Raw genomic sequence first — 22,957 nt, 5'->3', positions numbered from 1 at the left:
GGGCATGATGCTCGCGACCGCTGGCGCTGAAAAACGGCATGCACAGCCACATCGATTTGCCCGCTGCATCGGTCCTGCATTTTGGGCCATACGCCTTTCATCTGCGCCAACGGCTGGTCCTCGACGGCGACCGGCAGTTGCGCATGGGCGGGCGCGCCCTGGATATTCTGCAGGTGCTGGTCGAGCGCGCTGGACGAGTGGTACGCAAGGAACAACTGATTGCCCTGGTGTGGCCCGACAGTGTGGTCGAGGAGATCAACCTGCGGGTGCACATCGCCGCGTTGCGCCGGGCGCTGGGTGACGGCGAGAACGGCCAGCGCTACATCGTCAACGTGCCGCAGTGCGGCTACTGTTTCATCGCCCCGGTGCAGGCTGGAAGCGTTGCACAAGTGGTGTTCGAAACCTTGCACGCCCCGCAGCATAATTTGCCCGCACGCCTGACTTCGGTCATCGGCCGCGATTCGCTGGTCGGCAGCCTGGTGCGACAAATGCCGCTGTGCCGGCTGATGACGCTGACCGGCCCGGCCGGTGTCGGCAAATCCACGGTGGCACTGCGCGTGGCCGAGCTGCTGTTGCAGCATTATCGTGATGGCATCTGGTACATCGATCTGTCCGTGATCGATGATGCCCCATCGTTGCTCGACCATCTGCTGCGCACCCTCGACACCTCGTTCGAGTCGTTAGTGTCGCGCCATGCCTTGCTGGTGCTGGATAACGGCGAGCGCCGTCGCGAGCCGTGCCGGGCGCTGGTGGAGCGACTGCTGCTGGCGGCGCCACGCCTGGCACTGCTGGTCACCAGTCGCGAACCGTTGCAGGCCGATCTCGAGACCCTGCAATCGGTTGCGCCGCTGGCCTTTCCCAAGGCGTCGGCGTCGGACACGGTCGACGAGGTCATGAGCTATTCGGCAGTGCAATTGCTGGTCAGCCGCGCTCGCGCCCGTCAGCACGATTTCAGCCTGCGCGAGCAGGATCTGCCAACTGTGTGCGACATCTGTCGGCGGCTCGACGGCTTGCCGCTGGCCATTGAACTGGCGGCCGCGCAGATCGATGCGTTGGCGCTGGTGGGGCTGCAAACGCAACTGGACAACGGCCTGCGCCTGCTCAGTCATGGCCGACGCACGGCGGTGGCGCGGCTTCAGTCCATGAACGCTGCGCTGGACTGGAGCTATCAGGATCTCAAGAGCAGCGAGCAACGGGTCTTGCAGCGTCTGTCGGTGTTCAAGATGGCTTTCACCGAGGCGGCGGCGCTGCGGGTGATTGACGGTGCGCATCTGACGGCGATCATCGAACGCCTGGTCGCCAAGTCATGGCTGACGGTGGAGCAGGGCGCAGACCCGGTGCGCTATCGGATGCTCAACACCATTCGCTGTTATGTCCGCGAACAGCTGGAAAGTAGCGGTGAACTGAGCGCTATCGTGCATCGTTATGCGCTGTACCACGGGCGACATCGATCCGGCTCAGGTGTGCAATTGGCCACGTAACGCGTCGAGCAGCAAACGCACCTTGCGCAAGTCCGGGGTCGCGTAGCCTTCGCTGAAACGCTGGTAGATCGGTGTCAGCAAATCCAGCGCTTCACGGTGACGTGACTGGCGCTGCCACAGCTGTGCCAGAGATGTCGCGCTGCGCAGTTCCCAGGCCAGGGCGCCTTGGGATCGGGCGATGGCGAGGGCGTTTTGCAGAAGCGCTTCTGCCTGGACGGCGGTATCGACGGTGCCTGGGCGATTGCCTTCGCGAGCAGGCTCGCTTCCACAGACAGGCGCGCTCTTGTCGGAGCGAACCTGCTCGCGAAGGCGTCCCTGCGCACACCCCGCGTCATCAGCCAACAACCGCTCCGCCTCGGCCCGCAACACCTCAGCGGTGCTCCAGCCTGCCGCGCCATTGCGCGCGCGCGCAAGCAACGCATCATCGATGTAACGCGCATCGAGCGTGACCATCAGCTCCTTGATCAGGCCGTTGTCCGCCGGGGTGACGGGCTGGGCCAGGCGCCCATCAATGACCTGCGCATAGTGCTGCCCCCAGGTGTGGAACAGCAGCACCGAGTGCTTTTGCGCCTGCTCCAGCAACAGCTGCAACAGCGTGCGGGCGGTCTTGGAATCGCCGTTGTAATGCGCGATCAGGCAACTGGCCAGGGCCAGGGTGTAGCAGATCGAAGTGCCGTGGTTGATCTGCACGGCGATGTCCAGCGCCTGCCGGGCGGTGCGCCATGCCTGTTCGGGAAACCCCTGCAGCCACAGTACCCGGGCGAGGATGGTCAGCGAAGCCACGCTCTGGTCGTACTGCACGCCAAAACCATGGGTGAACCGGTTGCGATAGCCACTGTGCGCCATGCGCTGGATCACTTGCTCGGCGCTGATCCGGGCTTGCGGCTGGTCGCCGGCAAAGTGCAGGGCCAGGACACGCAAGCGGTGAATACTCAACGACAGCAGCGGGTCGTCTTGGCCACCGAGGCGGTCGAACTGTTCGCTTTGCTTCAGTGCAGCCTGGTAATGGCCGCAACTGAGATTGACCGCGAGGTGTCCGGATATCGCGCGCAACTGCCCGGCGACGTCGTGGTGCCGTTGCGCCAGTGCGTGGGCCTGGGTGAAGGCCTCGATGGTTTCCGGCGAACCGCCCCAGGTGTGGTAGCAAGCGCTGCCGAGCGCCAGTTGCAGGGTGATTTCCAGTCGTGGGCAGGGTTGCTCGGCACCGGCGAGCAAGGTCAGTGCCTGGCGCACATGGCCGCCATATTCCTTGAGCAACGACAGCTCTTGCCAGAGCGCAGCCGACGTCGCCGTCAGACGGATTCCGAGTGGGCGCGAGCCCGCACCGTGCAAACTCCAGTCGAGAGCGGCGCGCAGGTCCTCCAGACCCCGGGCATAACGTTCGAGCCATTGCGTGGTCGGGGTGTGCTCCCACTCGGTCTGCGCCTGTTCCATCAACGTCAGATAGCGTTCGGCGTGGCGTTCGCGCAGGGTTTCGCGTTCACCGCTGTGTTCGAGTTTTTCCAGCGCGTAATGGCGCGTGGTATCGAGCAGGCGATAGAACACTTGTTCGTCGCCGACATCCACATTGAGCAGCGATTTGGCCACCAGTTGCGTGACCGCCGCGAGCACCTCGGTGGGTTCGATGTGCTGACCGACGACCACCGCAGCGGCCGACGCCAGGCTGAAACTGCCGCGAAACACCCCGAGGCGGCGCAGACAGGTCTGCTCGCAGGGCGTGAGCAGGTTGAAACTCCAGTCCAGCGTGGCATGCAGCGTCTGGTGCCGCGCATGGCGGTGGTGGTTGCCCGCCGCCAGTGGGTGCAGGTGATCCTGCCATTGCTGCAGCAAGCCGCTCAGACCGAGACTTTCGACCTGCGCCGCCGCCAGCTCCAGCGCCAGCGGAATACCGTCCAGGCGCCGGCAGATTTCAATCGCCAGCGGTAGCTCGGCGTCGCTCAATTCGAAGTGTTCGTGGGCGACCATGGCCCGCTCGACGAACAGTTGCAGCGCGGCAAAAGCCATCGCCTGTTCGCGATCGAGATCGCTCGTCGCCGGTGGGCAGTCGAGCGAATCCAGACGCTGCACGAATTCACCTTCAGCGCGCAGGCTTTCACGGCTGGTGGCCAGAATGTGCACCTGTGGTGCGCCGCGCAGGAGGCTCTCGGCGAGCAGCGCCACGGCATCGATCAAGTGCTCGCAATTGTCGATCACCAGCAGCATCTGCCGCTCGCGCACATCGTTGATCACCGCCGCCAGCGGTTCGCCGTCGTGCACTGACAGATTGAGCAGGGTCGCCAGTTGCGAGGCGATCAGCACCGGGTCGTTGAGCGGTGCCAGATCCAGCAGGCGGATGCCATCGCGATAGCGTCCGATCAACTGTTCGGCGACGCGCAGGGCGACCGTGGTCTTGCCGATCCCGCCGGGGCCGACCAGGGTGATGCAACGCTGCAGAGGCAGTTGTTGCATCAGGCTGTCGACCAGCGGCTGACGGCCGATCATCCGGGTATGGCGCAACGGCAGATTGTGCCGCCCCGGAGCCGCTTCGCGCAGGCGTTGTTCGCTGGCCTGCATCGTCAGCGGGGCGACGAAGCTGTAACCGCGCTGGGCCACGGTGATGATGTAGCGCTGACCGGCCTGACCGTCGCCCAGCGCCTTGCGCAGGGCGGCCATGTGCACCCGCAGGTTGATGTCTTCGACCACGCTGTCCGGCCACACACCGGCGAGCAACTGCTGTTTGCTCACCACTTCGCCGGCGTGCGCCAGCAGCATCAGCAGAATATCCATGGCACGGCGCCCCAGGCGCAGCGGCTGGTCACCTTCCATGACCAGTCGTTGCCCGGTGTAAATCCGATAGGGGCCGAAGCCGATGGCCTGATTCGGGGAAAGACTCAACAGCACACTCCTGCGGTGATGCGACGATCCCGGCACAGGGGCGCTACGTGAAGACGCAGACCGTCTGGTGCAGGGTATCGCAGCATATTCCTCAGGTTTGGCCATCAGTGCAACGGCAGGCTCTTGCGCAACGCTCAAAAGCTCATGGGCCGTGTCCGGGTCTCTTTGCCTTCACGCATGACCTGGCAGCGCCAGGCGAACGGGTTGATCCCTTCGCTGCGGGTGAACATGTGACAGAAATGCGCCTGATCGCAGAAGCCGCATTCCAGGCTGATCTGCGTCAGGCTCAGACCGGTGCAGCGGATCAGCAGCTTGGCACGGGCGATGCGCTGTTCGCGGATCCAGTCCTGCGGCGAAACCCCTGTGCTGCATTTGAAGGCGCGGGAAAAATGGCTGCGTGACAGTGAACAGGCGCGGGCCAGTTCGGTGACCTCAAGGCTCTCGCCGAGGCGTTCGAGGATCAGTTGTTTGACCTGTCGTTCACGTTGCGGACTGAGTCCGCCGACCCCGGTCTTGCGTGGTTCGTTGGCAGGGGCGAGGGCGACGCTGTGCTGTAAGTGAGCCATGGCCAAAGTCCGTGTCGATGGGGAATGCACGGTCGGCGCATCCCCTCAGGTCAAAAAAACAACGCTGCGCAGAGGGCTTCATTGTTGGGCGAGGGCGGGAGGCTGACGAGTTAATCGTTGTTAATTCCAGCGCATTGGCCTGAACTCAGCACATCCCTGCAAGTCTGCGCCCCACTGTTTGCGGCACGATGACTGCAAGCGTGGCGAATCGATGAGGCGCTGCAATCGGCAGGTTCAGGGGGAATCAAATGAAAGGCATCTTTAAAGCAGCGACGGCGCTGACGTGCGCGCTAGTGATTTCCGGTGCCATGGCGCAGGCACCACAGCAGGGCACTCAGGCGCCGGGCTATTTCCGCCTGGCCTTGGGGGATTACGAGGTCACCGCGTTGTTCGATGGGTACAACGACCTGTCGCCGAAGCTGTTGCAGGGCATGAGTCAGGCCCAGATCCGCGCACTGCTGGCACGCCGTTCGATTGAATTCCCGGGTGTACAGACGGCGTTCAATGCTTTTCTGGTCAATACCGGCAAGCAACTGATTCTGGTCGATAGCGGTGCCGGGCAATGCATTGGCGCCACCGCCGGGCAGCTCCTGGCGAATATGCGGGCGGCCGGCTACCAGCCAGAGCAGGTCGATACGATCTTGCTGACGCACCTGCACCTTGATCATGTCTGTGGTCTGGTCGATGCACAGAAACAAGCGTTGTTCACGCATGCCACGGTTTATGCCGCCAAGGCTGAAGCGGATTATTGGCTCGATCCGACCGCGCTGGCCAAAGCTGCGGCCGGCGCCAGAGAGTTTTTCAAGATCGCCCAGGACTCCACTGCGCCCTACGTCGCCACCGGGCGTTTCAAGACTTTTGCCGCTGGCCAGTCGCCGTTGCCTGGATTAGTCGAAGCGACACTCGAAGCCGGACATACGCCGGGCAGCACCACCTACCGTTTCACCTCGCAGAATCAGAGCATCGTCTTCATGGGCGATCTGGTGCATAACCTCGCTGTGCAGTTTGAGCACCCGGAAGTGTCGATCGGCTTTGACGTCAACAGTGCGCAAGCGATCAACGCTCGTCAGGCGGTCTTCAGCGCGGCGGTCGCCAGCAAGACGTGGGTGACGGCGGCGCACCTGCCGTTCCCGGGTATCGGTCACATCACTGCGCAAGGCAAACACTTTCAGTGGGTGCCCGTGGAATACGGTCCGTACAAGCGCGCGGCCAAGGTGCCGTTAATCGAGTAAAGTGCGCAGCGCCCACTCGCCAAAGCGGCTGACACCGAAAAGGAAAACAAGCCCATGAACCGTAACGATCTGCGTCGCGTCGACATGAACCTGCTGGTGATTTTCGAAGCGCTGATGTTCGAAAAGAACCTGACCCGCGTCGCCGAAAAACTGTTCATGGGGCAACCGGCCGTCAGCGCCGCGTTGGGGCGTTTGCGCGATCTGTTTGACGATCCTTTGCTGTTGCGCAACGGTCGCGGCATGGAGCCGACCGCGCGGGCGCTGGCGATTCTCAAAGAGCTGCAACCGGCGATGGATGTCATCTCCGGCGCGGTCAGTCGGGCCAAGGAGTTCGAACCGGCGAGCAGTTGCGATGTGTTTCGCATCGGCTTGTCGGACGACGCTGAGTTCGGCCTGTTTCCACCGTTGCTGCGCCAGCTTCAGCAAGAGGCGCCGGGGATCGTCGTGGTCGTGCGGCGCGCCAACTATCTGTTGATGCCGGCGCTGCTGGCGTCCGGGGAAATCTCCGTCGGCGTGAGCTACACCACCGATCTGCCGGCCAACGCCAAGCGCAAGACCTTGCGCGACATTCCCTGCAAAGTCCTGCGCGGTGACGACCGCCCGGGGCCGCTGACCCTCGACGAATACTGCGAGCGCCCTCACGCGATGGTGTCGTTCTCGGGCGATCTGAGCGGCAATATCGATCTGGACCTGGCCAAGGTCGGCCGTTCGCGCCGCGTGGTCTTGGGCGTGCCGCAATTCAGCGGCTTGCGCGCCTTGCTCGCCGGCACCGAAATGATCGCCACGGTGCCGGATTACGCAGCCTGTGCGCTGGTCGAGGGCTGCAAACTGCGCGCCGAAGATCCGCCGTTCCCGATCGATGCGGCGCAACTGTCGATGGCCTGGAGCGGGGTGCATGACAACGACCCGGCCGAGCGCTGGCTGCGTTCGCGGATCAGCCAGTTCATGGCCGCGCCGCTGGACATCCCGTCTGCCTGACATCTTCTCCGTGTAGGAGCTGCCGAAGGCTGCGATCTTTTGATCTTCAACAACAGAATCAAAAGATCGCAGCCTTCGGCAGCGCCTACACAAAGCTGTCGCGTCTGTTGGTAACTGAGCACATCCATTCAATTTCCCCCCGCCCGCACCGAGCATGATTCAACCCGATGAGAACGAAAGGGTAGGGTCATGAGCGCATCACAACGCGATGAACGGGCACAGAACATCGGTCTGCTGTTTCTACGGATCAGCGGCGGACTGTTCCTGCTGTGGGTTCACGGCTTGCCCAAGCTGCTCGACTTCACCGCGCAACTGCAACTGATCGAAGACCCGTTTCACCTCGGTGCCCACCTGACCCTATGCCTGGCGATTTTCGCCGAAGTCCTCTGCCCGCTACTGATCGTCGGCGGGGTGCTGGCGCGATTGGCCTGCTTGCCTATTCTGTTTGTGCTGCTGGTGGCGCTGCTGGTCGTGCATCCGCAATGGAGTGTGGCCGAGGGGCAGTTCGGCTGGTTGCTGTTGATCCTGTTCACCACTGTGTTCATCGCCGGGCCGGGACGGCTGGCGATTTCTGTTCGTTTACCCGGAGTGCTGCGTTATGCCTGAAGTCCTCGATCCACAAACGCCGGGGGCCGATGAGACGGTCACGCTGATTATCAAGCACCGGGTCAAGGCCGGTTTCGAGTCAGCGTATGAGGCTTGGCTGCGCAATATCGTCCGCGTGGCGGGGCAGCGTGAAGGCCATTTGGGTGTGGACGTGGTGCGCGGCAAGCGCGGCCGTCTCGACTTCTATACCTGCGTACTGCGCTTCAGCTCCACCGAAGCGATGCAAGGCTGGCTGGAGTCGTCGCAGCGTCAGGCACTGGTCGCCGAAGCCGCGCCGATGCTGGCTGATGGCGATCAGACCGAAGTCGCGCCGATCAATGAATTCTGGTTTACGCCACTGGTCGATGCTGCTTCGCCGCCGCCGCGCTGGAAGCAGGCCGTCGTCACGCTGCTGGTGATTCTGCCGCACACTTTGCTCGTGCCGCTGATCTGGGGGCCGCTGCTGGCGCTGCATCCGCTCCTTTCGAATTACGTGGTCGCGACGTTCCTGATCACCCTGACCATCGTCCTGTCGGTGGTGTACGTGGTGATGCCGCCGGTCACTCGATTATTTGCGCCGTGGCTCGAAGCCAGCCAGGTGCATGAACACCTCGATTCCCAAGAAACCTCGCCACGTTGAGCGCGCGGGGTTTGCTCCTTTTCACTTTGCTTGAGGAACTGCGATGAGCGCCGATCTGATTTTATTCAATGGCCAGTTTCACACCGTCGACCGCACCAAACCGCTGGCCAGTGCCGTGGCCATTACCGACGGCCGCTTTGTCGTCGTCGGCAATGATAACCAGGCCATGGCCCTGCGCGGGCCGAACACGCAAGTGATCGACATGCATGGCCGCTGCGTGATCCCCGGTCTCAACGACTCGCACCTGCACCTGATCCGTGGCGGCCTCAATTACAACCTCGAACTGCGCTGGGAAGGCGTGCCGTCGCTGGCCGATGCGCTACGCATGCTCAAGGAGCAGGCCGACCGCACGCCGACCCCGCAATGGGTGCGCGTGGTCGGTGGCTGGAACGAATTCCAGTTCGCCGAAAAACGCATGCCGACCCTCGAAGAACTCAACCAGGCCGCGCCGGACACCCCGGTGTTTGTCCTGCACCTGTACGACCGCGCGCTGCTTAACCGCGCGGCCCTGCGGGTTGCCGGTTACACCCGCGACACGCCGAACCCGCCGGGTGGCGAGATTGTCCGTGACGCCAATGGCAACCCGACCGGGATGCTGGTGGCGCGGCCGAACGCGATGATTCTGTACTCGACGCTGGCCAAGGGGCCGAAGCTGCCGCTGGAGTACCAGGTCAACTCGACGCGCCAGTTCATGCGCGAACTCAATCGCCTTGGCCTGACCAGCGCGATCGATGCCGGCGGTGGTTTCCAGAACTATCCGGACGACTATCAGGTGATCGAACAGCTGGCCAAGGATGACCAGTTGACCGTGCGCATCGCCTACAACCTGTTCACCCAGAAGCCCAAGGAAGAGCTCAGCGACTTCCAGAACTGGACCGGCAGCGTCACCCTGCACCAGGGCGACGATTACCTGCGGCACAACGGCGCCGGCGAGATGCTGGTGTTCTCCGCCGCCGACTTCGAAGACTTCCTCGAGCCGCGCCCGGACCTGCCGCAAACCATGGAACAGGAGCTGGAGCCGGTGGTGCGCCATCTGGTCGAGCAGCGCTGGCCGTTCCGTCTGCACGCCACTTACAACGAATCGATCAGCCGCATGCTCGACGTGTTCGAGAAGGTCAATCGCGACATTCCATTCAACGGTCTGCCGTGGTTCTTCGACCACGCCGAAACCATCACCCCGCAGAACATCGAACGGGTGAGGGCACTGGGCGGCGGCATCGCGATTCAGGATCGCATGGCGTTCCAGGGTGAGTACTTTGTCGATCGTTACGGCAAACAGGCGGCCGAGGCCACGCCGCCGATCAAACGCATGCTCGCCGAGGGCGTGCCGGTAGGCGCTGGCACTGACGCCACGCGGGTGTCCAGCTACAACCCGTGGACTTCGCTGTACTGGATGGTCAGCGGTCGCACCGTCGGCGGTCTGGCCTTGTACGAAGAAGGTCTGCCGCGCAGCACGGCGCTGGAGCTGTTCACCCACGGCAGCGCCTGGTTCTCCTCCGAGCAGGGCAAAAAGGGCCAGATCAAGGTCGGGCAACTGGCGGATCTGGCGGCGCTGAGCGCGGACTTCTTCAATGTCGAGGAAGAAGCGATCAAGTGGATCGAGTCGGTGCTGACTGTGGTCGGCGGCAAGATTGTCTACGCCGCCGGCGATTTCGAAGACCTCGGCCCACGCTCGATTCCCGTGCTGCCGGACTGGTCGCCGGTGGTCAAGGTGCCGGGCCACTGGCGGCCGAATTCGCCGCTGCAGGCGCAAGTGCACCAGTGTGTCGGTGCCTGCGCGGTGCATTCGCACAGCCATGAAAAAGCACGCCTGTCGAACGCGCCGGTCAGCGATTTCGCCGGGTTCTGGGGCGCGTTCGGCTGTTCCTGTTTCGCTTTCTGATTTTTCCATATAAAGCGCCGGCCAACCGGTACGGCGCTTCCTGCAACATCCATCCCAAGGAGTTTCCCATGAGCGTTCCCTACAAGCGTCTGAACAAAGATGATGCGGTCGTGCTGCTGGTCGATCACCAGACCGGTCTGATCTCGCTGGTGCAGGACTTCACCCCCAACGAGTTCAAGAACAACGTGCTGGCGCTGGGCGACATCGCCAAGTTCTTCAAGCTGCCGACCATCCTCACCACCAGCTTCGACGCCGGTCCCAACGGCCCGATCGTGCCTGAGCTGCGCGAGCAATTCCCGGACGCGCCGTTCATTCAGCGTCCAGGCCAGATCAATGCCTGGGACAACGAAGACTTCGTCAAGGCGATCAAGGCCACCGGCCGCAAGCAACTGATCATCGCCGGTGTGGTGACTGACGTCTGCGTGGCGTTCCCGACCCTGTCGGCCATCGCCGAAGGTTTCGAAGTGTTCGTGGTGACCGATTCTTCCGGCACCTTCAACACCACCGTGCAACAAGCGGCGTGGGCGCGGATGTCGGCTGCCGGTGCACACCTGCTGAACTGGTTCGCCGTGGCCTGCGAGCTGCAGGGCGACTGGCGCAACGACATGGAAGGCCTGGCGCATCTGCTGTCCGAACGCCTGCCGAACTATCGCAACCTGATCAACAGCTACACCAAGTTCACCGCCAAGTAAGAAGATCAAAAGATCGCAGCCTGCGGCAGCTCCCACATTGGAACGCGTTCCTCTGTAGGAGCTGCCGCAGGCTGCGATCTTTTGCTTTTAACGTTTCTGCAACCAACCCAGAAAACCACCCTTGCGCATCGGCGCCGGTTTCGTCATCAGTGCGAGGCGGCTGTTCTGCTGTCGCACGGCCTGCAGTTTGTTCAGCGCCTGGCCGACTTCGCTGCGCTGCGCCATGCATTGGCGGGTCAGGGCTTTGTCGAGGCGATAGATGATGCTCGACGTCAACGCGGTAAACGTGGCTTGCGACGGCGTATCGGCGAGGATGCTCTGTTCGCCCATGACCTCGCTCGGTCCCATGCGTCCGGCTTCGGTCTGGCCGCTGCCATCGGGCACGGTCGCACTGACCACACCGGTGGCGATGACAAACAGACTGTCGGGGACCTCATCCAGCCCCAGCACCACCTGACCGGCCGCGTACTGTTGCGCGACCATCGATTCGGCGAGGCGATCGCGTTCCTCATGGCTCAACGAGCGGAAGACTTTCACTTCATCGAGCAACGCCCGGGCGCGGGTCGACGGCTCGATCACGCCATCCGGATGTCGGGAAATACCCGCGGCTTCGAGATGCCTGTGGGCGAGGTCGAACAGTTGATTGCGCACCTCGCTTTTCTTGCCCAGTTCACTGATAAAGCCGCTGGCGACGTACTCCGACATTTCTTCACCGGCCTCTTTCAGCACGGCTTTGGGCGGCGGATTCAACAGCAGACTGCTGCTGCCTTGCAGGGTGCGGTCGAGGGCGTCGAGCACCCGCCGTGGACGGATATGATTCGGCACCTTGATGCTGATCGAGACACCGTGCAGGTTGGTCGGGCGACTGAGATTGACGATCTTCGCCTTGGCCGCCACCGAGTTCGGCACCACGGCCAGGGTGCCGACGCTGGTCAGCAGGTGCGTGGCGCGCCAGTCGATGTCGAGCACCTTGCCCTCGACGCCGTCGATCACCACGAAATCATCCACCTGATACGGCTTGGTGGTGTTGAGCACGATCCCGGAGAACACGTCGCTCAGGGTACTTTGCAACGCCAGACCGACGACGATCGCCACCACCCCGGAAGTCGCCAGCAAGCCTTTGACCGGCAGCTCCAGCACATAACCGGCGGCCGCGACGATTGCTGCCAGAAACACCAGCGCGCCGATCACGTCCTGCAACAGCCGACCGCTGTGACCGATGCGCCGCATCAGCACCAGGCCGATCACTTCGGTCAAGACGCGCGCGGCGTACAGCCACCAGACAATCCCCAGCGCTGTCGCGCCCAATTGCGCCACGCGGTCATCGGCAAACACCGGCGCCAGCAACGGGCTGACGCCGGCATTGATGATCAGTGCGCTGAAGCCGAGAAACAGCACCAGGCGAATACCGACCCGTGGGGCGCGATGCGTGAAGGGCGCGAAGTGCCAGAACATTGCGTCGAGCACCAGCAAGGCGGCGCTCCAGGACAGCAGGTGGGCATAAAAAAGGGTCATGATCGGGACTCTGCGATGCGGCTGAGAAAAAAGATCGCAGCCTGCGGCAGCTCCTACAGGGAAATGCATTCCAAGGTAGGAGCTGCCGCAGGCTGCGATCTTTTGCTTTTAAGGGTTCAGATGCGTTTTCAACTCAGCCGCCGCCTGCCGCACGGCCGCTTTCACTTCCGGAATCTGACTCAGCGGATTGAGCAAGCCAAAGTCATGAATCATCCCGTTGTAACGCACCGACGTCACCGGCACGCCGGCCGCATCCAGATGCCGTGCGTAGCCTTCGCCTTCATCGCGCAACACGTCGAACTCGGCGGTCTGCACCAGCGCTGCGGGCAAGCCCTTGAGCTGTTCGGCGCTGGCGTTCAACGGCGAGGCGTGGATCTGGCTACGCTCGGCCGGGTTGGTGGTGTAGCTGTCCCAGAACCACTGCATCATGCCCTTGGTGAGGAAATGGCCCTCGGCAAACTGCTGGTACGAGCCGTCGTCGAACTGCGCATTGGTCACCGGCCACATCAGCAACTGGAAGCGCAGCGCCGGGGTGTTCTGTTCCTTGGCCATCAGCGCCACGACCGCCGCCATGTTGCCGCCGACACTGTTACCGGCCACCGCCAGTCGCTTGCCATCGACACCAATCTGCTTGCCGTTTTCGGCCACCCATTTTGTCGCGGCGTAAGCCTGATTGATCGCCGTCGGGTACTGCGCTTCCGGCGACGGCGTGTAATCGACGTACACCGCGACAGCGCCGGAGCCCACCACCAGATCACGAATCAGGCGCTGGTGCGTCGGGTAATCGCCCAACACCCAACCGCCGCCGTGGAAAAACATGAACACTGGCAACTCACCTTTGACCTTGGCCGGGCGCACCACTTTGAGGTTGATCGTCTGGCCATCGACCTTGATCGCCTTGTCGCTGACTTCAACCCCGGACAGGTCGACTTTCACCGAGGCCTGAGCACCGGTCAGCACCGCACGGGCCTCTTTCGGGCTCAGTTGCTCCAGCGGTTTGCCACCGCCGGCGGCGAGCGCTTCGAGGAAGGCCTGGGTATTGTGTTCGACACCCGGGCTGCCGGCGGCGAAGGCGTTGCCGATGGACAGGGCGAGGAGGGACGCGGTCAGGGTTTGTTTGATGTTCATGCGCAATTCCTTTTTCGAGAGTTTGTTGTGTGTTGTTGGGTTGTGTTCAAACCGTGAGCACAGATTAATGAGCTGTCGAAAAGTGAAAAAGCGGCTATAAAGCGTTTAACTGTCCACCAGAGAGTGACAATGAACCCGTTCGAAGACATGCGTATTTTTTGCCAAGTCATGGACTCCGGCAGCTTTACGGCGGCGGCTGATCAGTTGGGCCTGTCCAAGCAATTCGTCAGCCGTCGGTTGATGCAACTTGAAGAGCGCCTCGGGGTGCGGTTGTTGAACCGCTCGACCCGGCGCCTCGACGTCACGCCACTGGGCCAGAGTTATTACGAATCGGCGCTGCGTCTGCTGGGTGAAGTCGAACAGGTCGAGCAAGGCATCGCAGGGCAGACCGCCGAGCCGCGCGGCACCATTCGCGTCAGTGCACCGCTGTCGTTTGCGGTGGCGCATCTGGGCTGCCTGCTGCCGCTGTTCCTGCAGCGCTATCGTGAGGTCACCGTGGAAGTGGACTTGAGCGACCGCCCGGTGGACCTGCTCGGCGAAGGCTACGACCTGGCGTTGCGCATCGGTGTGCTGGAAGACTCGACGCTGATCGCCCGGCGCCTTGCCTCCATCGAACGGGTGTACTGCGCCAGCCCGGCGTACCTGGCCGAACGCGGTACGCCGCTCAAACCCGAAGACCTGCACGGCCACGACTGCCTGCCGTATGGCCATGGTCGTTCGGTGCAATGGCGCTTCGATGCGGGGCAGGGCAAACCGCTGCTGGTGAACGTCACCGGACGCATGCGCGTGAACAACGGCGAGTTGCTCAGGGACGCGGCGGTGCAGGGGATGGGGATTACCTATCTGCCGACGTTCATCGTTGGCGCGGCGCTGAACGACGGGCGACTGCTGCCGGTGCTCGACGACTACCGCCCTGAACCGCTGACCCTGTCGGCGGTGTATCCGCAGCATCGCCAGGCCTCACGCCCGGTGCAGGCGCTGGTGGAGTTTTTGCGCGAACGCCTCAATTCGACAACCACCAACTCTCTGTAGGAGCTGCCGCAGGCTGCGATCTTTTGATTCTGATTAAAAGCAGGATCAAAAGATCGCAGCCTGCGGCAGCTCCTACAGGGGGTGTATTTCAATTCGGGATGTTTAAAGGTTGTGAAGGAAAAGCGGAAGCTTCCCACGCTGTTTTCAGGTTGTCCGTCGGACGTCCGGTCTCTAGCCTGTGTTGGTCGCTGCCAAATCAGCGACCGGGCCTGGAAATCCGATGGTTTTGAGAGCGCAAAGTGGTCATGCTCGGTGAGCTGGCGGTGAACAAGGCGCTGGATAACGTTGAGCCCACCGCATAACCCCCTGTGGCAGCGAGCCTGCTCGCGAAAGCGCAGGTTGGCTGTACCGACGCCTTCGCGAGCAGGCTCGCACAATGGATCCACGGTGCGGCTTACAAAGTCGCAACAACCGTATCGATCGGGCTGTTCTAGACTTGGCACCGCTCAATCACGAGCAGTACCGGAGTGCGCCATGGAAGTGCCCAACAATAAAACCGCCATCGACAGCAATCGACAGGCGTGGAACGATTCCGCTCGCCATCACCGTGAATCGGCGGAATGGCAAACGCTCTTGAGCGACGTGTCACAGGCTGATTTCTCTTGCCTCGACGACACCCTGCGCGGCCTGCTGGAGCAGGTTGGCGTGGATGGTCAAGAGGTGATTCAACTCGGTTGCAACAACGGTCGTGAAAGCCTGTCGCTGTTTGCCCTTGGTGCGCGGACGGTGGTGGGCGTCGATCAGTCGAGCGCCTTCCTCGAACAGGCTCGCGAATTGAGCCAGCGTTCGCCACACAACGCCGAGTTCATCGAAAGCGATATCCATCACCTGCCGGCCTCGTTGCACAGCCGTTTCGACGTGGCGTTGATCACCATCGGCGTCCTCAACTGGATGCCCGACATCGGCGAATTCTTCCGTCATGTCGCCTTGACCCTCAAGCCGGGCGGCAAACTGGTGATCTACGAAACCCATCCGTTTCTGGAAATGGTCGACCCCGACGGCGAAGACCCGTATCGCCTCGTCAGCTCTTACTTTCGCGCCGAGCCATTCGTGCAGGAAGAGCCGATTGTCTACGTCGGCAAGGTCGAGCAGCAGGCGGCCAAGTCCTACTGGTTTGTGCACACCCTCGGCGCAATCTTCAGCGGCGCCATCGCGGCCGGTCTGAACATCGCGCACTTCAAGGAATACCCGCATTCGAATCGGGAAGAAGTGTATGACCAGTACCTGAATCAGCCAGCGCAGATGCCGCTGTGCTTCACCCTGGTCGCCAGCAAGGCCTGAGATTTTTGTTGCCCCGACTGGACTCATCGCGAGCAGGCTCACTCCTACCGTTGATTGGCGTCGTCCACAAAACCACTGTAGGAGTGAGCCTGCTCGCGATGAGGCATCACTGCCGCCGTAGATTCCCAAGTTGAATCAAGCTCAATCGAGTGCCGCAGCACCCCGTGGGAAATCCTTGTTCAGATCGGCATAGGAAACCCGTGGCACACCCGTCAGCCGTTGTTCCAGCACGCGGCTCAGGGATTCGCCGGGGTTGAGGTAGGCATCACCGAAATCGCTCCCGAGCTGATTCGGGTGGGCGACGATTTCCAGCACGCCGTCGGTCGGTGCGGGGGCGTTGCGCAGGTCCACTGGCGTGCACACATAGTCCGCCGTGGCCCCGGCCAGACTTTGCAAACGCCAGTTGAGCAAGCCTTTGAATACGCGTTTGGGCAAGCTGAGGTTTTGTCCCAGATTGCGCGCCAGGCGAATCGGCACGCCTTGGCGGGCGGCAAACCGGGCGACGATTTCGCCGATCGGCCAGATGTTGTGCACGTGCTGATGCGAGTCGATATGGCTCGGCCGCACGCCGTGCTCGACACAGCGTTGCCACTGCGCCTGCAGCTCTTCGCGCACCGCGTCGCGATCTTCACGGTTCAGCCACAGGCTGTGACGCGGCAGACTCAGATCAAACACGCCGTGGCCGTCGCAGAAGGTGCGACGGCGCAGAATCGAGGCACTCAGCGGCCGGCCGTACGTCAGGTTGAAATGCAACCCGACCCGACCTTGCAGCGAAGCATGCCGGGCCATGGCGCAGGCCGCTTCGAATGCAGGCATGTTGGCCATGGCGGTGGCGCTGCTGATGACCCCGGCCTGAAACGCTGCGAAGATCACCTCGTTTTCGTTCGGGCTCAAACCGAAATCGTCAGCGTTGACTATGACTTGGCGCGGCATGATCGCCCTCCGTGGTGATGACGACAGGTGTGGGCGCCGCTGCGGGTGTGGCCGCACGCCGTGCCCGCCATTGCTGCACAGTCGGTTTCAAGTGATGCCAGAGGCGCAACCCCAGCCCCAGCAGCAGGCCGCTGGGGCGCCAGGAATAGAAGCTCCAGCGCCAGTGTTCCAGTTGTCCGGTCATGCGTTCATGCAGTTGATGGCTGGAGTTTTCCAGGCTGACCCGCGAGGCATCGATCCAGCGCCAGTGCTCGTCCAGCCCCCAGCGAATCCATTCCTCCAGCAGCACCCGGCCGCTGCCCAGATCGGCGTATTGCGGCAGGAACGCGAGGTTGTAGTCGTACAGTCGGTCCTGTTCGAGCAGGCCGAGGCGGTAGCTGATGCAGCGTCCGTCGAGTTCCAGCGTAACCACGCGGACCAGTCCTTGGGCGGCGAGGGCGGTGAAGGCATTTTCGATCCATTGCCGGCTGCGTTTGCTGGCAAAAATCCCCACACCTTCATCACCTTTCCAGCTCACCGCTTCGACTTCGCGGATCACTTTCAGCAATGGCGGCATGCTCAGCGCATCAGGGGTGATGCGCCGCACCTCGGCGCCACATGCGGCAATCCGTTTGCGCGCGCGGCGCAGTTTGTAGCGCGGGTCGCCGGAGACTTCCTGATGATCCGCCTCGCTGATCAGGTGCACCGGCACCCGACAGCTCAGGCGTCGTTCACCGGTGGAACTGGCGGCCATCCATGGGGTGAGGGCGCTTTCTTCCCCCGCCGGTTCGGACAATTCGTTGAGTTGCAGCAGCGCGTGAGGTAACCGTTGGCGGATCAGCCGCAAGGCCTGGCGCATCGCTGCGCCGTCGAGCAACGACAGCAGCGCCAGACGGTCGGCCAACGGATAGCCCAGATGATGCAGGACCCGGAACGGTACCCCGGCAAAGCGCTCGCGTCCCGTTATCAGCGGCAGGCACAGGCGCAATTCGTCAGCTTCCCAACCCAGCAGAATGTGCAGGCACTCACCCTGGGCCAGGGTCAGCTCTGCTGCACGCAACCAGCCGAGGTTGTTGAACGGTGTGTGGTCCGCCACGCTCAGGCGCAGCGCTTCGTAGGCTGCCGCCGGGAAGTCGGCGGCGCACAGTGAAGTGCGCCATTCGAATCGCGCCGCCATGGGGTCAGGCCGCCGTTGCTGGGACAGATGGACGGGATGGTTTGCGTAGCGCATCGAGCCGCGAGCCGCTGTAGCGGGTTTCGCGGTAGAAGCGCCAGCGACCGAACAGGGTGTAGATGTTCATGATCCGGCCTTGCTCGGTGTAACCCATGCGCAGGTGCAGTTTGAGCGCCGGGATGTTGTGGAACTCGCAGACGTCCACCACCTTGTCGCAGCCCTGGTCAGCCATGGCTTTCCACAGTTCCAGTTGCACGTCTACCGACAGTTCGGTGCCCCAGAAGGGACGCGTCAGCTCGCCGCCGAATTCGAAGAATTCGCCAGGTTTCACCGGGAACAGGCACCCGTAGTAATGCCGGTCGAAATAGTCGCGCTTGCTGCCCCAAATGAACCCTATGGCATCGCCCTGATCGTCCAGATACATGAGCCCGGTGTGGCCTTCATTGGCCAGCTCGGCCATGGTTGCGACGCGGTCGCCGAAATAGCGGGCGAAAGCGCTGGCATTGTCGGCAGTGATCCTCACCGACCGCACGGGTGGATAGGGCCTGAGGCTATGCGGCGGTACTGGACTGACCAGGTCGCGTTCCATCCACAGCAGTTCCTGATGGGAAAGCACGTAGTGCTTCCAGGCCTTGCCGAGGGTGGTGCGCAAGCCTTTTTGCTTAATGTGTTGACTGATTTTTTGCACAATGCTCATGGTCTTTGCTCCTGGTGACATGCATCGCGCGGCCAGCGACCAGCGCGGTAGAACATGAATAAACGAGTCATGAGGCGCTCCAACCGAGAGCAAACAAGGTCTGCCCTGGCAGCTCGAAACGCACGCGCCCGTCCTGGCACGCAAACGGCGCGTCGCGGCTGCGGTTGTCCGCGCCGAAATAACGCAATGCCCCCTGGTTCAGCGGGCACTTGGCGCCGTCCAGTTCGACACGCTGCAGACGTGTGCCCTTGTTCACGCCGAGCAGGCCACGCCGGCCGTTACCGGCCATTGCCAGCACATCGACTTCAAACGCATCGTTCTCCAGCCACAACACCTGATGCAGCCAGTGCTGCGCGATGAACTGCTGGGCCAGCCCCACCGGTTTCAGCTCGAAGCGATCATCGCCCAACACCCGCAACATGCCCTTGGGGTACTGCGGCTCGTCGGCGGCCTGAAACCAGTTGAGCATGCTCAGCAAACCGTCCTGCGAAGCGTTGATCACCACCGAGGCCCACCACAGCGAGGCGTAGTGGGTTTCCTGATCGTAGGGGCTGAGGCTGGAGCCGCTGGACAGATTGGTCTGATCCAGCAGCAAGGCTTTGCGCGGTTGGCCGTGGGCGTCGAGGCCCACCAGTTCGGCTGCGCGGCGCACGCTGTCGCGGTAGACGCGGGTGGCGAGCAGGTCGCGGATCATCCATTCGTGCCACGCCAGCGCATCGACCTGATCGGCGGATTCGCTCAGCAAGCGCCGCGCCCAATCGATGCCGCGCTTGTTCGCCGCGTTGTCGGCGAACGGTCCGTTGACCAGTCGTGAGCTGGCCGGCATGGCGATGCGCACCCCGGCTTTGGCGTTCGCCGGATCGCTGCGCACCTGCCGGGCCATGTTGGCGAAAATCGCCCGGTATTGCTCGAAGCTCGAATAGTTGAGGTTCGGCTCGTCGGCAAACCCGATGTAGTGCGTGCCTTTACCGCCCAATGCCCGAGTGCCGGCGAGCCAGGCGTCGAGGCCATTATTGCTTTGCACGTCGGCGCGCAAATCAGCCTGGCGCTGACTGCCGGCAAGCAGGGTGATGTCCTGTTTGATGCCGAAGCGATCCTGATAAACCTCGCGGAACGCGTCTTCGAAATGCGGGTTCTTCGCCGTGACATCGACAAAGGTGTAGTAACTGGCCGCCGTCGGTTTCAGCGCATCCAGCGCGGCATGGCTGGCGACGGGCGGCAGCACGTAGGGCAAGGCGATACCCAGATCCGGTGTGCGGCCGAGGATTTTGTCGTGCAGGGTCAAACGGGTCTGGCCGGGGTCCTCGCGCAGGGTTTGCAGCTGCTGCGGATTCTGCGCAAACCGATTGGCCGTGCCGTCGAGCCAGAACGCCGCTTTGCCGCTGCCTTGCAGACGCAGGCGCCAGATCTGTTCGCGCGCGCTGACCGGCAACGCCACTTGATCGAACTGCCAATAGGCGCGGTAGGGTTTGAGTGCCAGTGTCAGTGGCTGGTCATCGCCAACCCGTTGCGCCGATAGCGCGCTGACTCCGCCATGAAACTTGCCGGCCAGCACCGCGTGTTCCCCCGGCGCGACCTTGAAATACAGCTCGTCGCCATTCTGCGTCTGGACGCTGAAATGCACTTTGGCCGGTTCGAACAGTGCCACGGTGTGGTCATCGTGTTCCACTCGGTAGTTACGGAAGCTGTAGCCGGGGATTTCCAGGCGATAACTGGCGGCGCCCGGCAGCAACGGCCAGCTCTGGGTGCCACGGGTTTCGCTGGCCTTGATCAACCGTTCGCCTTGCAATTTGCCCTGGCCGTCGAGCAGGTACAGGTGCTCTTCGTTGGCGTCGGCTTGCCAGGCCGGCGTCCAGCGCACGGTCACAGTGTCCGGTCGATCGGTTTGCAGATACAGGCTGCCGTCGCGGATCTCGCCCCAGCGCATCGACGCGGCAAAGGCGTTCAGCGACAGGCCGAGACCGAGCAGCAGGACCAGGCTTTTCATACGGCCTTCCGGTGCAACATCTGCCACATCGGCGCGACGTCGCTGGGCAAGATGATCAGGGTTTGCCAGAACGGCACACCGCTCAAACGGCAGTACAACACCAGCATCGCGACCGTCACCGCCAGATAGGCAATCGACGATGCGGCGGCCGCGCCGACGATGCCGTAGGCCGGAATCAGCACCAGGTTCAGTGCCAGATTGAGCAAGGCGCCGAGGCCCATCAGCAGCGACACCGTGCCGGGGCGGTTTTTGCCCAGCAGGTCCAGACGCAGGATGCTCGCATAGCACAGGCCGAGCAGCCCCGGCAGCAACGCCAGCAGTGCCGGATACGCCGGTTGGTAAGCGGCGCCGAACAGGGTGACGATCAGCCAGTTGCCGATCACCGCCATGCACAGGCACGCGCCGAGCATCACCGTGGCGGTCAGACGCAAGGCCAGCGGGGTGACTTTGTCCATGCCTTCGTCCTGTTGCAGCAGGCGTTTCATCAGCGGCGTGGTCACCGCTTCCGGGACGATCAGCAGCAGTTCGGCGGCGGCGCTGGCCATCGCGTAATGACCCAGCGCGGTGCTGCCGAGCAGGGCGCCGATGAACAGGTAATCCGAGCGCAGAATCACTTGTTGGAACAGCAGATCCGGATGGCTGCGGGCGCTGTAGCGCAGCAGTTCGTTCTGGCTGGCGCGGTCCCACTGCAACTGCAGTGGTTGTGCGCGTCTGAGCCAGACCCAACCGGCCAGCACCACCAGGCTGATTCCAGCCAGCCAACTGATCAGCGCCGCTTCCAGAGCCGCGCTTTTCCACATCCAGAACAGCGCGAGAAACAGCAGCAGCGGGGCCAGCGATTCGATCAGGCGCAAGGCGTTGAACGCGACCACGCCGCCGGACGCATTGTGCAGGGTCAGCAGGCCGCTTTTGAGCACGGTCAGCGGCACCGCCAGCAGCAACAGCCAGGCCAGCAGCCCCAGTTGCATGGTCACATCCAGCTCGCCACCGAATTCGCGCACCAGCGCTACCACCAGCAGGGTCAGCAGAGCGGCGAGCAAACAACCGAACACCAGCACCTGGCTCAGCAGCAGGCCCATTGGCCGCTGTTTGGCGGCCTGATAACCGACGGCCGAGTTCAGCCCGCCGCTGGTGGCCGCGCTGATCAAGTCCGGCAGGGTGCTGAGCAGGGCGAACAGTCCGCGCTCACTGGGCCCGAGGATTCGCGCCAGCAGCACATTGCGCAGCAGGCGCAGGGCGATCATCGCCAGTTTGGTGCCCATGCTCAGCGCCAGGTGCTTGAGGTAGCGGCTGCGGCTCATGGCCGTGCTCCGCGAAAGATGCGCCACGACAACAGCTCCGGATTACGCGCGGTGCGCTGACTGACGCCGAAACGTGGCAGGTTCAGCGGATCGCCTTCGCCGCGATAGATACCGGTGCCGGTGCCCAGGGCGAACGGGTAGTCGTGCGCGGCCATTTGCTTGCGCACGCGTTCGTCGTTGTTGCCGTTGGGGTAGCAGTACACCGACAGCGGCCGGTTGCAGCCATTGTTCAAGGCTTCACGGCTGCGGCTGATTTCTTCGTTCAGGCGCAGATCGTCCAGTTCGGTGAGGATCGCGTGGCTGGCGCCGTGCGGGCCGAAACGCACCAGACCGGAAGCTTCCAGCGCCCGCACCTGATGCCAGTCCAGCGCTTGCGGCAATGACTCCGACGGACATTCGTCGGTCAGGCGTTCGAGCATCTGCGGTTCGACGGTCTTCAGACTTTGCAGGTAATGCTGCAGTGACAGGCTGCGCCGGTCGACGTCGATGTCATCGACCAGCACCGGCAGCGGATGCCCGATGGAGTGCAGGCACTCGATCAAGTGCATGCGGGCCTTTTCACCGTGGCTGCCCCACAGGGTTTCGCCAAGGCTTTCCCACCAGAAGCGCTGGCGGCTGCCGATGAAATCGGTGGAGAGAAAGATGCTCGCCGGCACCTGATATTTTTGCAGCAAGGGGAAGGCGTTGACCGCGTTGTCGCGCCAGCCGTCGTCGAAGGTCAGCGTCACCCGCGGGCGTTCGCTGCGCAGTGAATTCGGCGCGAGGATGTCCATCAGCGGCACGCAATCGAAGTGCCGGCGCAGCCACACCAGCAGGTGTTCGAAGGCCTTGGGCCCGACGCACAGTTCATTGCGGTGCGGCAGGTCGGCGGCGCGGTCGTTGGCCAGCACCCGGTGCAACATCAGGATCACTCCGGCGCCCTGCAACTGATTTCGTCCCACGGGGGAGTTGAGGTAAAGCCAGCCACTGGTGCGTTTTATTAATTGTTTGATCGCCATGG

The 22,957-nt window shown here is 62.8% G+C and carries 19 protein-coding genes; 9 read left to right on the top strand and 10 right to left on the bottom strand.

Annotated features, from left to right (window positions below; translation table 11 throughout):
• Positions 1–38 precede the first annotated feature (38 nt).
• Positions 39–1,481 carry an ATP-binding protein gene (locus NN484_RS17405; protein ID WP_274657544.1) on the top strand — a complete coding sequence of 481 codons (1,443 nt, stop codon included), beginning with the start codon at positions 39–41 and terminating at the stop codon, positions 1,479–1,481.
• Here NN484_RS17405 and NN484_RS17400 read toward each other — a convergent pair.
• Complete coding sequence (locus tag NN484_RS17400; RefSeq protein WP_274657543.1) at positions 1,458–4,355, bottom strand: ATP-binding protein; 2,898 nt, start codon at positions 4,353–4,355, stop codon at positions 1,458–1,460. The two genes, NN484_RS17405 and NN484_RS17400, sit on opposite strands and share 24 nt — an antisense overlap.
• Before the next feature lie 134 nt (positions 4,356–4,489).
• A complete protein-coding gene (locus tag NN484_RS17395) occupies positions 4,490–4,921 on the bottom strand; it encodes a helix-turn-helix domain-containing protein (protein WP_127650633.1) in 432 nt (143 codons plus the stop codon).
• Between the two features lie 248 nt (positions 4,922–5,169).
• Here NN484_RS17395 and NN484_RS17390 point away from each other — a divergent pair, with 248 nt between their 5' ends.
• From NN484_RS17390 to ycaC, 6 genes are all read left to right on the top strand, one after another.
• The gene (locus NN484_RS17390) at positions 5,170–6,153 is read left to right on the top strand and encodes an MBL fold metallo-hydrolase (RefSeq protein WP_274657542.1); all 984 of its coding nucleotides are present in this window, start codon (positions 5,170–5,172) and stop codon (positions 6,151–6,153) included.
• Positions 6,154–6,207: 54 nt separating this feature from the next.
• Positions 6,208–7,131 carry a LysR family transcriptional regulator gene (locus tag NN484_RS17385; protein WP_215502590.1) on the top strand — a complete coding sequence of 308 codons (924 nt, stop codon included), beginning with the start codon at positions 6,208–6,210 and terminating at the stop codon, positions 7,129–7,131.
• A 189-nt stretch (positions 7,132–7,320) separates the two neighbouring features.
• The gene (locus tag NN484_RS17380) at positions 7,321–7,737 is read left to right on the top strand and encodes a DoxX family protein (protein WP_274657541.1); all 417 of its coding nucleotides are present in this window, start codon (positions 7,321–7,323) and stop codon (positions 7,735–7,737) included.
• Positions 7,730–8,356, top strand: coding sequence for an antibiotic biosynthesis monooxygenase (locus tag NN484_RS17375; protein WP_127650641.1), 627 nt, complete (start codon positions 7,730–7,732; stop codon positions 8,354–8,356). The genes NN484_RS17380 and NN484_RS17375 overlap by 8 nt, the downstream gene beginning before the upstream one ends.
• Positions 8,357–8,399: 43 nt before the next feature.
• A complete protein-coding gene (locus tag NN484_RS17370; protein WP_274657540.1) occupies positions 8,400–10,238 on the top strand; it encodes an amidohydrolase in 1,839 nt (612 codons plus the stop codon).
• 68 nt (positions 10,239–10,306) lie between these two features.
• Positions 10,307–10,930, top strand: a complete 624-nt coding sequence (ycaC, locus tag NN484_RS17365) for an isochorismate family cysteine hydrolase YcaC (RefSeq protein WP_127650645.1) — start codon at positions 10,307–10,309, stop codon at positions 10,928–10,930.
• A gap of 87 nt (positions 10,931–11,017) precedes the next feature.
• Here the strand turns inward: ycaC and NN484_RS17360 are convergent, their stop codons facing one another.
• Both NN484_RS17360 and NN484_RS17355 read right to left on the bottom strand, forming a co-directional pair.
• Complete coding sequence (locus NN484_RS17360) at positions 11,018–12,445, bottom strand: mechanosensitive ion channel family protein (protein ID WP_274657539.1); 1,428 nt, start codon at positions 12,443–12,445, stop codon at positions 11,018–11,020.
• A gap of 108 nt (positions 12,446–12,553) precedes the next feature.
• Positions 12,554–13,573: an alpha/beta hydrolase gene (locus NN484_RS17355; protein ID WP_127651817.1), complete on the bottom strand. Its 1,020-nt coding sequence runs from the start codon at positions 13,571–13,573 to the stop codon at positions 12,554–12,556.
• Between the two features lie 129 nt (positions 13,574–13,702).
• Here NN484_RS17355 and NN484_RS17350 point away from each other — a divergent pair, with 129 nt between their 5' ends.
• Both NN484_RS17350 and NN484_RS17345 read left to right on the top strand, forming a co-directional pair.
• Positions 13,703–14,605 carry a LysR family transcriptional regulator gene (locus NN484_RS17350; protein WP_215502592.1) on the top strand — a complete coding sequence of 301 codons (903 nt, stop codon included), beginning with the start codon at positions 13,703–13,705 and terminating at the stop codon, positions 14,603–14,605.
• Positions 14,606–15,079: 474 nt separating this feature from the next.
• Positions 15,080–15,886 (top strand): class I SAM-dependent methyltransferase, encoded by an 807-nt coding sequence (locus NN484_RS17345; RefSeq protein WP_274657538.1) that lies wholly within the window; start codon positions 15,080–15,082, stop codon positions 15,884–15,886.
• 141 nt (positions 15,887–16,027) lie between these two features.
• Here NN484_RS17345 and NN484_RS17340 read toward each other — a convergent pair whose 3' ends face one another.
• The 6 genes from NN484_RS17340 to NN484_RS17315 form a co-directional block, all read right to left on the bottom strand.
• Entirely contained in the window at positions 16,028–16,819 is a 792-nt protein-coding gene (locus NN484_RS17340; protein ID WP_274657537.1) for a carbohydrate deacetylase, read from the bottom strand.
• Complete coding sequence (locus NN484_RS17335) at positions 16,791–17,975, bottom strand: GNAT family N-acetyltransferase (RefSeq protein ID WP_127651813.1); 1,185 nt, start codon at positions 17,973–17,975, stop codon at positions 16,791–16,793. Before NN484_RS17335 ends, NN484_RS17340 begins: the two co-directional genes overlap by 29 nt.
• 4 nt (positions 17,976–17,979) lie before the next feature.
• A complete protein-coding gene (locus NN484_RS17330) occupies positions 17,980–18,669 on the bottom strand; it encodes a GNAT family N-acetyltransferase (protein WP_215502597.1) in 690 nt (229 codons plus the stop codon).
• A 67-nt stretch (positions 18,670–18,736) separates the two neighbouring features.
• Positions 18,737–20,656 (bottom strand): hypothetical protein, encoded by a 1,920-nt coding sequence (locus NN484_RS17325; protein WP_274657536.1) that lies wholly within the window; start codon positions 20,654–20,656, stop codon positions 18,737–18,739.
• A complete protein-coding gene (locus tag NN484_RS17320; RefSeq protein ID WP_127651810.1) occupies positions 20,653–21,957 on the bottom strand; it encodes a lipopolysaccharide biosynthesis protein in 1,305 nt (434 codons plus the stop codon). Before NN484_RS17320 ends, NN484_RS17325 begins: the two co-directional genes overlap by 4 nt.
• Entirely contained in the window at positions 21,954–22,955 is a 1,002-nt protein-coding gene (locus NN484_RS17315) for a polysaccharide deacetylase family protein (protein WP_274657535.1), read from the bottom strand. Before NN484_RS17315 ends, NN484_RS17320 begins: the two co-directional genes overlap by 4 nt.
• Positions 22,956–22,957: the final 2 nt, after the last annotated feature.

Origin of the sequence: Pseudomonas serboccidentalis, from assembly GCF_028830055.1 — a bacterium.
In the GTDB taxonomy this organism is placed as follows: domain Bacteria; phylum Pseudomonadota; class Gammaproteobacteria; order Pseudomonadales; family Pseudomonadaceae; genus Aquipseudomonas; species Aquipseudomonas serboccidentalis.
The sequence above is the reverse complement of the archived record's forward strand: the minus strand, read 5'-3'. Positions and strand labels throughout refer to the sequence as shown.

Bases quoted from the DNA above. Each gene is read 5' to 3' on its own strand.
- NN484_RS17395 (WP_127650633.1), bottom strand. From the start codon at position 4,921: ATGGCTCACTTACAGCACAGCGTCGCCCTCGCCCCTGCCAACGAACCA.
- NN484_RS17355 (WP_127651817.1), bottom strand. From the start codon at position 13,573: ATGAACATCAAACAAACCCTGACCGCGTCCCTCCTCGCCCTGTCCATC.
- NN484_RS17370 (WP_274657540.1), top strand. From the start codon at position 8,400: ATGAGCGCCGATCTGATTTTATTCAATGGCCAGTTTCACACCGTCGAC.
- NN484_RS17315 (WP_274657535.1), bottom strand. From the start codon at position 22,955: ATGGCGATCAAACAATTAATAAAACGCACCAGTGGCTGGCTTTACCTC.
- NN484_RS17385 (WP_215502590.1), top strand. From the start codon at position 6,208: ATGAACCGTAACGATCTGCGTCGCGTCGACATGAACCTGCTGGTGATT.
- NN484_RS17320 (WP_127651810.1), bottom strand. From the start codon at position 21,957: ATGAGCCGCAGCCGCTACCTCAAGCACCTGGCGCTGAGCATGGGCACC.
- NN484_RS17350 (WP_215502592.1), top strand. From the start codon at position 13,703: ATGAACCCGTTCGAAGACATGCGTATTTTTTGCCAAGTCATGGACTCC.
- NN484_RS17360 (WP_274657539.1), bottom strand. From the start codon at position 12,445: ATGACCCTTTTTTATGCCCACCTGCTGTCCTGGAGCGCCGCCTTGCTG.
- NN484_RS17330 (WP_215502597.1), bottom strand. From the start codon at position 18,669: ATGAGCATTGTGCAAAAAATCAGTCAACACATTAAGCAAAAAGGCTTG.
- NN484_RS17390 (WP_274657542.1), top strand. From the start codon at position 5,170: ATGAAAGGCATCTTTAAAGCAGCGACGGCGCTGACGTGCGCGCTAGTG.
- NN484_RS17345 (WP_274657538.1), top strand. From the start codon at position 15,080: ATGGAAGTGCCCAACAATAAAACCGCCATCGACAGCAATCGACAGGCG.
- ycaC (WP_127650645.1), top strand. From the start codon at position 10,307: ATGAGCGTTCCCTACAAGCGTCTGAACAAAGATGATGCGGTCGTGCTG.
- NN484_RS17340 (WP_274657537.1), bottom strand. From the start codon at position 16,819: ATGCCGCGCCAAGTCATAGTCAACGCTGACGATTTCGGTTTGAGCCCG.
- NN484_RS17325 (WP_274657536.1), bottom strand. From the start codon at position 20,656: ATGAAAAGCCTGGTCCTGCTGCTCGGTCTCGGCCTGTCGCTGAACGCC.
- NN484_RS17375 (WP_127650641.1), top strand. From the start codon at position 7,730: ATGCCTGAAGTCCTCGATCCACAAACGCCGGGGGCCGATGAGACGGTC.
- NN484_RS17335 (WP_127651813.1), bottom strand. From the start codon at position 17,975: ATGGCGGCGCGATTCGAATGGCGCACTTCACTGTGCGCCGCCGACTTC.
- NN484_RS17405 (WP_274657544.1), top strand. From the start codon at position 39: ATGCACAGCCACATCGATTTGCCCGCTGCATCGGTCCTGCATTTTGGG.
- NN484_RS17380 (WP_274657541.1), top strand. From the start codon at position 7,321: ATGAGCGCATCACAACGCGATGAACGGGCACAGAACATCGGTCTGCTG.